General features: G+C 45.1%; 6 protein-coding genes. 3 read left to right on the top strand and 3 right to left on the bottom strand.

Annotated features, from left to right (window positions below):
• The first annotated feature begins 73 nt into the window (after window positions 1-73).
• The gene (locus tag AC5JM2_RS12635; RefSeq protein WP_495835220.1) at window positions 74-3769 is read left to right on the top strand and encodes a hydantoinase B/oxoprolinase family protein; all 3696 of its coding nucleotides are present in this window, start codon (window positions 74-76) and stop codon (window positions 3767-3769) included.
• Window positions 3770-4460: 691 nt separating this feature from the next.
• Window positions 4461-5231: a CDP-diacylglycerol diphosphatase gene (locus AC5JM2_RS12640; RefSeq protein WP_495835221.1), complete on the top strand. Its 771-nt coding sequence runs from the start codon at window positions 4461-4463 to the stop codon at window positions 5229-5231.
• 66 nt (window positions 5232-5297) lie between these two features.
• Here the strand turns inward: AC5JM2_RS12640 and AC5JM2_RS12645 are convergent, their stop codons facing one another.
• Window positions 5298-5591, bottom strand: a complete 294-nt coding sequence (locus AC5JM2_RS12645; RefSeq protein ID WP_495835222.1) for a hypothetical protein — start codon at window positions 5589-5591, stop codon at window positions 5298-5300.
• A 697-nt stretch (window positions 5592-6288) separates the two neighbouring features.
• Window positions 6289-6750: a hypothetical protein gene (locus AC5JM2_RS12650; RefSeq protein ID WP_495835223.1), complete on the bottom strand. Its 462-nt coding sequence runs from the start codon at window positions 6748-6750 to the stop codon at window positions 6289-6291.
• 509 nt (window positions 6751-7259) lie between these two features.
• Between AC5JM2_RS12650 and AC5JM2_RS12655 the strand changes: the two genes are divergently transcribed.
• The gene (locus tag AC5JM2_RS12655) at window positions 7260-9305 is read left to right on the top strand and encodes a protein kinase domain-containing protein (protein WP_495835224.1); all 2046 of its coding nucleotides are present in this window, start codon (window positions 7260-7262) and stop codon (window positions 9303-9305) included.
• 189 nt (window positions 9306-9494) lie between these two features.
• On the opposite strand, the gene AC5JM2_RS12660 is transcribed toward AC5JM2_RS12655, so the two are convergent.
• Window positions 9495-9788 carry a tetratricopeptide repeat protein gene (locus AC5JM2_RS12660; protein WP_495835225.1) on the bottom strand — a complete coding sequence of 98 codons (294 nt, stop codon included), beginning with the start codon at window positions 9786-9788 and terminating at the stop codon, window positions 9495-9497.
• Window positions 9789-9909: the final 121 nt, after the last annotated feature.

A 9909-nucleotide genomic window follows, 5' to 3' on the forward strand; every position in this document is an offset into this window, starting at 1 on the left:
TATTTCTACATCTGAAGTAGAGATTTTTTCAGTTCTATTAGTAGGCTGTATTTAACGAATAGAGGAAATGACAATGCAGAATAATCTTTCCATGAATAACCCTATTACTGAACGCTGGCAGTTTTGGATTGATCGAGGCGGTACGTTTACCGATATAGTGGCACAAAGCCCAGATCGTAGAGTCATCGTTCACAAACTTTTGTCTGAAAATCCACAACGTTACACAGATGCTGCAATTCAGGGTATTCGAGATATCTTAGGAATTCCATCTGATGCGCCAATTCCAACCGATCAAATTGCTGTTGTCAAAATGGGAACTACGGTAGCGACGAATGCACTATTAGAGCGTAAGGGCGATCGCACTCTTTTACTGATCACAAAGGGCTTCCGTGATGCGTTACGCATTGGTTATCAAAATCGTCCGAACATCTTTGCGCGTCACATTGTTTTGCCCGAAATACTTTATGAACGGGTGATTGAAGTTGAGGAACGTTATAGCGCTCAAGGTGAAGAACTTTTGAGCGTTCAAATTAATCCTCAACTCATGCAATCGCTACAATCAGCATATAACGCTGGCATTCGAGCTTGTGCGATCGCGTTTCTACACGGCTACCGTTACCCCAACCACGAACAACAAGTTGCCGCAATCGCCCGTGACATTGGTTTTACCCAAATCTCAGTGTCTCATGAAGTCAGCCCACTGATGAAGCTGGTCAGCCGGGGCGATACTACTGTGGTTGATGCCTATCTATCTCCAATCTTGCGGCGCTATGTAAATCAGGTTGCCACAGAACTCCAAGGTCCGCTCTTGAATGATGCGATGCCCCAACTCATGTTCATGCAATCCAACGGCGGTTTAATTGATGCTAACCGATTTCAAGGAAAAGACAGCATTCTATCAGGTCCGGCTGGCGGAATCGTTGGAGCTGTGAAAACGAGCGCAATGGCAGGTTTTGACCGAATCATCGGATTTGATATGGGCGGGACATCCACCGATGTTTCTCACTACAACGGTGAATACGAGCGCACATTTGAAAGCGAAGTTGCTGGAGTGCGGCTGCGTGCCCCAATGATGTCGATTCATACTGTGGCGGCGGGTGGTGGGTCGATTCTTTCCTTCGATGGATCTCGCTATCGAGTAGGTCCTGAATCGGCTGGTGCATATCCTGGTCCTGCTTGTTACCGTCAAGGCGGTTCGTTAACTGTCACTGATTGCAATGTGATGATCGGCAAACTTCAAGCCGCTTTCTTCCCGTCTGTATTTGGCAATGAAGGTAACTTGCCCCTAGACACTGAGATTGTGCGGCAAAAGTTTACCGAATTGGCAGCAGAAATTAGTGAAAAAACTGGTTTTCAACAAAAGCCAGAACAAGTAGCAGAAGGATTTTTAGCGATCGCGATTAACAAAATGGCGAACGCAATTAAGAAAATCTCGATTCAACGCGGCTATAATGTCACAGAATATACCTTGTGCTGTTTCGGCGGTGCTGGCGGACAACATGCTTGTTTGATTGCAGAAGCGCTAGGCATGACCCGAATTTTCATTCATCCCTATGCAGGGGTGTTATCTGCCTATGGCATTGGGTTGGCGGATGTGCGAACTCTCAAACAAAAGGCAGTGGAAGTTCAATTAACCGAGTCCGAACTACCTGTGCTAAAACAAACGCTCGCCACTCTCAGTGCTCAAGGTCGCACTGAAATTATTCAACAGGGGATCGCTGAGTCTCAAATCCACGTTCTACTTAAAGTACATCTACGCTATGCAGGAACGGATTCTGCTTTGGTTGTAGATTTTGGGAATGTGGTTTCCATGCGCGATCAGTTTTTGCAAGCCTATTACCAGCGTTACGGCTTCACGATGCCTGATAAAGTACTGATGGTGGAAGCGGTTTCTGTGGAAGTGGTTGGACAGACCATCGACCTTGAAGAACCGATGCTTACATCTAGCAGAAGCACACCGCTTGAAGCAATCGCAACAGTACAAATTTACACCAAAGGTAACTGGCACGACACGCTCGTTTATCAGCGTGAGGATTTAAGACCTGGCGATCGCATCACAGGAGCCGCTTTGATCGTCGAACCCACTGGAACAAACGTGATTGAGCCTGGTTGGTGTGCAGAATTAACTGCACGCAATCACCTAATTTTGAGCAGGGATGAAGGTAATATCAAGGATCAAACTACTAATCCATCCTTCACCTTAGCACAAAATTCAAGTAAGTTACATTCAGAGTCTTTTTCTACCCCCGACCCCGTTCTGTTAGAAATTTTCAACAATTTAGTGCGGGCGATCGCAGAGGAAATGGGCATCACGCTGCAAAACACAAGTTACTCCGTTAACATTAAAGAACGGCTCGATTTCTCGTGCGCCATTTTTGATCAACACGGACAACTCGTCGCCAATGCGCCGCATATCCCGGTTCATCTTGGTTCGATGAGCGAAAGCGTGGCTAGTTTAATCCAAGCCAAAGGCAATACAATTAAACCTGGTGATGCCTATGTTTCTAATAATCCCTACAACGGGGGTACGCATCTTCCAGATGTCACAGTTATTACTCCAGTTTTTGTCTCCCAGGCTGCAATTCCTTTGTTCTACGTCGCCTCACGTGGTCACCATGCCGACATCGGCGGAATTACACCGGGTTCGATGCCACCACACAGCACCACTATAAATCAAGAAGGCATCTTGCTTGATAACGTTTTGCTTGTAGAGCAAGGACGTTTTCGAGAAGCAGAATTACTAGAATTGTTGAACGCAGGTAACTGTCCGGTTCGCAATTCCGCTCAAAATTTAGCTGATCTCCAAGCACAGATCGCCGCTAATGAGCGAGGCGTGCAGGAACTTTCCCGCATGATCGAGCATTACGAACTGGCAACTGTGCAAACATACATGCAGCATGTCCAAGATAATGCTGAAGAATCAGTGCGGCGCGTGATTGATGTGCTTAAAGATGGCAGCTTTACTTATTCTATGGATGATGGAAGTGAGATCAAAGTCAAGATTACGATTGAGCGAGGCGAACGCACTGCTCGTATTGATTTTACTGGCACCTCTGGGCAGCAATCTACAAATTTGAATGCCCCAATAGCTATTTGCAAAGCGGTTGTCCTTTATGTTTTTCGTACACTTGTTGATGATGACATTCCCCTGAATGCAGGATGCCTCAAACCTTTAGAGATTATTATTCCAGAGGGCTGTCTGTTGAATCCGCAATATCCAGCCGCAGTCGTCGCAGGTAACGTTGAAACGTCCCAAGCGATCGCAAATGCCCTGTATGGTGCGCTTGGTATGATGGCAGCATCTTGTGGCACCATGAACAATTTCACCTTTGGCAATGAGCGACACCAGTATTATGAAACTATTTGTGGTGGTTCTGGTGCTGGGGCAACCTTTAACGGAACTGATGCTGTTCAGACGCACATGACTAACTCACGCCTCACCGATCCGGAGGTGCTAGAGTGGCGATTCCCGATTTTAGTGGAAGAGTTTGTTATCCGTCCTAATAGTGGCGGAAAGGGAAAACACAGGGGTGGAAACGGAGTCATTCGTCGGATTAAATTCCGTGAAGCGATGACTGCTGCAATTTTATCAGGTCATCGCGAAAAGCCACCGTTTGGGTTAAAAGGTGGCGAACCTGGCGCGATCGGGCGCAATTGGCTAGAACACCGTGATGGGACAATCGAACCCCTTCCTAGCAAAGCTGAGGTTCAAATGCATCCAGGCGATGTCTTTGTGATTGAAACGCCAGGAGGCGGAGGATTTGGTTAAGTCAAAAGCTTACAAGACGACTGAAGCCATAAGAGCATAACTACGAGTGCCAAAATAAATTCCAACCTATAGGCAATACCTTCGCTAAACTCTATTCCCAAGGCTCCTAAATTGGCGAAGGTATTGATAATATAGCAGTCCTAAATGAGATTGTAAATTGTCTCATGAGGGCTCTTAACAGGGAACAGGGATTGTTTATAAATGATTGAGGATTGCTATATATCGTATTAAATACTACTTTAATTGACACTCAAACATCGAGAGTTGAATCTATATTTTGTGATGACAACGCCCTGATGACTGCCTGGTATCGTACTTCAACATCCTCTCGATCCAATTCCTCCAACAAGTCTTTCTTGCTGCTTTAAAAATACCTGCATTTAAACTCCAGTGAGAAAACATCATTAAGGTAAAGGCAGTAGATACTGACGCCAAATTGGAGATAATTCAGGCTTGCCCTCACCGATCCAAACCAGCCATAAGACGTTTCTACTCTCAGAATAATGTATTCTTTTTTACTCTATATTTTCTTTGATTGCGGTTGCTTTCGTCATTCCCCGCCTTATATCCCGACACCAAGCTGAGTACAGCTATGGTGCGGGGCGAGGGCGCGAAGAAGCTAAACCACCGAAGCACAAAAGCGGTCAAGAGCGAAAATGGTATCGGGAATAAGCCAAAATAGAGAACAAAAATGGTTAAGCATTGGATAGGAAATCTCGCGCTAGCGCTATCTATGGGGTTACTTGCGGACTGTGCGAGTTCCACGGGGATAGGGCTTAAAAGCGATGCGTTGTGGCATATCGTACATGATCGTTGTGTTCCCCAACAGGAGCATAGCGGCAATCCCGCACCTTGTGTCCGCGTCGATCTCAAGAACGGCTACGCGCTTCTCAAAGACAAGGTAGGCGTGGCGCAATATTTGTTGCTCCCAACCGCAGCCATTTCCGGTATCGAGAGCCCGGCTCTACTATTGAAAAACGTGCCCGAATACTGGAGATATGCCTGGGAAGCACGCGATCTTATATCACAGCGTCTGCGGCGCAAGCTGCGGCGCGACGAGATAGCCCTGGCAGTGAATTCGGCTTACGGGCGCAGCCAGAACCAGCTGCATATCCATATCGACTGCATCTCGCCCAAAACTCGCTCGGCGCTGCTTTTGCATTCAAGCACCATCGGCACGGACTGGGCAGCGCTGTCGGTCAAGCTGAACGGGCATAACTACCGGGCGCGACGCATCTACTCCACGGATCTGAGAAACGTCAATCCGTTTCTCCTTCTCTTGCAGGAGCATGAAGCGCAAAACAACATGAGCGCTATGACGCTTGTCATAGTGGGGGTAAAGTTTGAGAATGGCAACGAGGGGTTTATCCTTTTAGCCGATACAGCCAACTTGCTGCATGGCGACAGGGGAAGCGGGGAAGAGTTGCTCGACCACACCTGCGCCGTAGCGAGTACGCCCTAGTAGTCTGTCAACTTGAAAATGACATATCTGGATCGACGCGGAGACAGCAATGCCACTTGAAAAATTTCAAGGAATACTCTGAAAGTTCAAAATTGGGCAATCATACCAGAGATGACCTATCACAAGTTCCGTAATACTACGGACATAATCGAGAGCGAAAACTGTGACTTGATTGAGTTGACCAACCACCACCAGTGCTGGTTGATTGATTATGTCTGTTTTCGGTTTGCTAAGAGAACTTCTAGGTGCAAAATTCTCAAGACTGAGGCGTTTGGCAACATATTTATACTGACGATTAATGGCTAGAAATAACATCACCAGCAAAATAATGCCATTGGAGAAGACTAAGCGATCGCCCAACCTAATTGCCGGGGTAAAAATCCATCGCGTGCTAAGAGAGAGGCAAGCCGGGGAAAGTCTGCATAACTCGTATTGGCTCAGGACTTACGCAACGAGATGCTGAGTTATGGGAGGGTGTAAGGGGGTAAGGGGAGCCAGTGCTCAGAAGCGAGTTTCCCGACTTGTTGCAAGAGCGTCTGTGCAGGAGTTAGCACAAGCGTGTTGTTGGGGGATCACGGGTTTGAACACCTACACCCTTGCCCCCCTATACCCCTTGCCTAAACCCTTGATTTCTCGTTTTCATGCGTAAGTCCTATGGCTGCTAAGAGTAAAATCGATAGCGTCGCAATTTGCAAAAATTTATATAACAGTCCATTGCCTAAAACCTACATTCCGCACCCTCAAGTGTCACATTATGGATTTTTAGGGAACGCTTAACGCTTAACTGGGAACAGGAAGACAAATTTCAGTACAAAAAGTATCAAAAAAAACTAAATTTTTCTCAAAATTGCGAAATAACCGATTGTGACAGTACCAGGTGCGGAATGTGGGCTAAAATATTGTGACCCAATTGAGATATGACAGTTTCGTGATCGTTTGCCACAACATGATAAACATTGGCTAAGTGCGTGATGCCCAGAAACAATGTTCGCTACTGTTGTGCATTTTTAATGCACAATAACTTACCTGCCACAGCACTTGCAAGAAGTCTGCGCTTTTAACCAAAGCCATAATTATAGGTCTTGTTAATCCCCTTTCGGTCAACAATCGCCCAGAACCAGTTATAGCAGAGATCCGACAGCGATAACAAAAAGATCCAATTCTCCTCAATGCTTTCTCCCTGCTGAGGAGGATATTTAAAATCGCTGTCTTTATGCAGCAACGTGATCTCGGCAGAGGGTAGATTCATATAGCCACGAATAGCTTCGCTGACTTTGGCGCGATCGGCATCTGAAGGTAAATCGAATGTCTCCGGTTCAAGTTCAATAACGCCAACTGGACTTTGAGTGTCATTTCCATCCTCAATAAAGCTGCGAATCGCACTTTCCAAGGCATCGATAAAAGTCACTTTACCACCCTTACGGATTTGAATTTTAAGCTGATCAAAGTCAACCACAACTGTCAGCTTTGTCACCCCAAGCTTAGTCTTGATCTTCTCAATATCCTCTACTGATGGCATCAATTGCTCCAACTGGACACCAGATTCCCCAGCACATTCATACAGTCACTATTATAAGACTTACGCGCTGTACAAATTGATCATCGTGTGAATTAAATCTGTCGGGGCAAACTTTCTCCGACGAATTTAACGAAAATAGGTAAATTCGTCGCTTTTCTCAATCATCTTTTCATAAGTTGCTGATCGCTTAAAAATCGTCCAAAATTAACCATATGGCAACACGAGAAAACAAATACAGCGGTTTGAACAATAAACTGATGCCAAGTCGCTTTGCCCAAAAACACAGTTCTCAAAGTGGAACACATGCGCTTCCTGTAATCGTCTAGGATTTGGTATACATTTGTAAAGGGGAAGTATTTTAGGTAAGAGTTTCTTGGTTGATTTAAGTCCCTGCCAGGGATTTAGTAAACCATTATCCTTGCCTTTATCTCGTAAGACCTCAGGCAACTGTACACTGTCCTGTTGGGCTGCGTTATATTCTATCCGAATGAGATCTGAGATAATGGAGCATGACAACTAAGCTGCTGAACAATCGCTATCAAGTTCTCCAGGTACTCGGTGCCGGTGGGTTTGGTGAAACTTTTTTGGCGGAAGATACTCATATGCCTTCTCGCCGTCGCTGTGTCATTAAGCAACTCAAACCCGTAATCAACAACCCGCAAACTTATCAAGTTATCCAAAACCGATTTGAACGAGAAGCTGCAACCCTGGAGTATCTGGGCGAAGGTAGTGACCAAATTCCCAAACTATTTGCCTACTTTTCTGAAACAGGGCAATTTTACCTTGTTCAAGAATGGATTCAAGGTGAAACTCTAGCACACGTAGTTAAGTCACAAGGGGCACTGGGCGAAACGACTGTTAGGCAAATCTTATTGAGTTTGCTGTCCGTATTGGATTATGTTCACAGTAAAGGGATTATTCATCGGGATATTAAACCGGACAACATCATTATCCGCTCCTCGGATGGCAAACCTGTCTTAATTGATTTTGGTGCTGTCAAAGAAACAATACGTTCAGTGGTGAGTCCTGGAGGATATCCCGTACAATCACTGATTATTGGTACACCAGGCTATATGCCGAATGAGCAAGCTGTTGGACGCCCAGTTTACGCCAGTGATATTTATAGTTTAGGTATGACGGCAATTTACTTGCTCACTGGTAAATACCCAAGTGAACTACAAACAGATCCTCAAACTGATCAAGTAACATGGCACCACCTAGCTCCTCAAGTATCCCAAAACTTGGTGATGATACTCAATCAGGCAATTAAGCCACTTGCAGGCGATCGCTACACTACTGCCAGCAAAATGCTTTACGCTTTGAGATCTGCAACTTCTGTGCCTACGGTGGAACCAACAGCAGCCTCTCAACCGACAGTACCCCTACGGACTACAAATTCTGGTGGATCATACTCATCACAGTATACTCAACCAGCAATACCGTCCACTCGCAAACCTGCTGTGATTCCAACTTCTTCCACTCCAGCAAACTGGCAAAAACCTGCTTGGATTGTAGGCAGTTTGGTTGTAGGTAGTTTGATTGGTGGAGTAGCTATTGGCAATATAAATCGTCAATCGTCTGAAGTTCCCGTTGCAACATCGCCCACCTCTACAGAGGTTCCAGCAGCTAACGAAACAAATCCAACCCCTGCGACACCGTCCCCAACTCCTACTTCTCAAGCTAGGATACGTAGACATAGGAGAGTTACTACACCAGAACAAGTTGTGATTGCACCCAGCCGATCGCAACAACAACCAGAAGCTTATATATCTGCTTCACCCTCAGTTGTTCCTGACTCGAAATCACAGTTATCAACAATTGAGCCTGTACCAGAACAACAAGTCCCTGAAGAATTGCAAACTCCAATTACTTCTACTCCACCACAACAAAGCATACCGCAAGAATCTATCCCACAACAACAATTTACACCGCAAAAAGCGGAACAACCAGCTAAACAGCAAAAACCACAACAACAATCTACACCACAAAAAGCGGAACAACCAGCTACACCACAAAAATCACAACAACAATCTACACCACAAAAAACGGAACAACCAGCTACTTCTCCTAATGTGATCTCAACTCCAGAGGCTTCCACTCCACCTCCACAGCCGGAAAAACAAAGTCTTGCAATTCCAAAAACCAGTAGTAGTGATGTTCCTGCATTTCCTGTTGGTTCTTCAGAAGATACAGTTACAGCAGCTTTAGGAAAGCCAACTAAGGTTTCAAGAGGTGCGTTTGGGAGAACTCGTGCTTACCTTTACCAGCGTGATCCAAACCGCTTTGATCTTGGTTATTTGTTTGATCGTCAAACAAAAACGCTACGCCAAACAGAAGTCTCATTTGCCCAATCTGTTGCACCGGAGGTGATGCAGAACACACTACAGGGAATGCTAGGGGGTAGTGCTTCTGGTAATATTAAGCAAGGATTGCAACAAGTATACAATCGGAAAACGAATCAATACTCTTTTAATGTTGGTGGACTAAAAGGGTCGATAGAACGCAATTCAGAAGACCAAATTTACATTGCAATTTGGGATGCTAACTTGCATTGATTAAAAAATCTCTATCTATAGCTGTCGCCAACTCTATTAGGACATGTAGCAAAGAACTCTTAACTTTTAACAGGCTTAAAAGTCTGGTAATGTGGGTATTTTTTCATAAGTTCATATCCTAATTTACCTAGTAACGGCTATACGTGCTAGTCGCGTCCCTTGCTTTGCGTAATCCCCTAATTCATATTTCTATTTTGCGACGGCAATCCCAGCAATGATTTGCTGCACTCGTTGCAAGCTGGTGTTCTCCTGTTTTTGAAAATAGATTTTAGCCGCTTGCTCAAAAGCCTGCTTTGCTTCTACTTTCTTTTTCAAAGCCAAGAAAGCGTTACCTTTATTTTCGTATGCTTGGGCATAGTTAGGATCGCGCTTAATCACGCGATCGCAATCTTTAATCGCATCCTCATATTTCTGGCGGGCAAAGCGGGCTATACTTCGCTCATAGTAAGCATCAATGTAGTTTTCATCTATAGCAGTCGCCAACTCTATTAGGACATATAGCAAGGAACGCTTAACAGGGTTGAAAATCTCGTGATTCCGTATTTTCTCATTATCCCTCTTCTGTCACTTTCCGGGTATTCTGAATAAAAGAATCATGGATAGA

It is taken from the genome of Brasilonema angustatum (assembly GCF_059505445.1).

Bases quoted from the DNA above. Each gene is read 5' to 3' on its own strand.
- AC5JM2_RS12655 (WP_495835224.1), top strand. From the start codon at position 7,260: ATGACAACTAAGCTGCTGAACAATCGCTATCAAGTTCTCCAGGTACTC.
- AC5JM2_RS12635 (WP_495835220.1), top strand. From the start codon at position 74: ATGCAGAATAATCTTTCCATGAATAACCCTATTACTGAACGCTGGCAG.
- AC5JM2_RS12650 (WP_495835223.1), bottom strand. From the start codon at position 6,750: ATGCCATCAGTAGAGGATATTGAGAAGATCAAGACTAAGCTTGGGGTG.
- AC5JM2_RS12640 (WP_495835221.1), top strand. From the start codon at position 4,461: ATGGTTAAGCATTGGATAGGAAATCTCGCGCTAGCGCTATCTATGGGG.